At 34.8% G+C, this 256-nt stretch carries 1 protein-coding gene; it reads right to left on the reverse strand.

The window, feature by feature from the left end; translation table 11 throughout:
* Positions 1-181, reverse strand: a 181-nt coding sequence (locus QP363_RS13265; protein ID WP_284764834.1) for a hypothetical protein, incomplete at its 3' end; no start/stop codon positions are given.
* Positions 182-256: the final 75 nt, after the last annotated feature.

Genomic DNA, 256 nt, shown 5'->3' on the forward strand with positions numbered 1-256 from the left:
GAGTATGTCTAAAGCCGTGGACATTAATAAATCGGAGATCATATTTTTTGCAAAACTTCCGAAAAAACTGATCAGTTGCAGTAGGGTAGAGATGTTTATTCTTTGTAGAAGAAGTAAACACAACTTGATTGTTCTTCTCTACTGGGATCCCTAACTTTAAAAAATATTCAGCTTGTTCCAATTTCCATTTCCTAAGACATTTCAGTGTTATCGCATCTAAAGAAATTGTTCTTATGCTGCCTTTAGTCTTAGGGGT

Source organism: Corynebacterium sp. UMB6689 (assembly GCF_030215295.1).
GTDB lineage: Bacteria > Actinomycetota > Actinomycetes > Mycobacteriales > Mycobacteriaceae > Corynebacterium > Corynebacterium aurimucosum.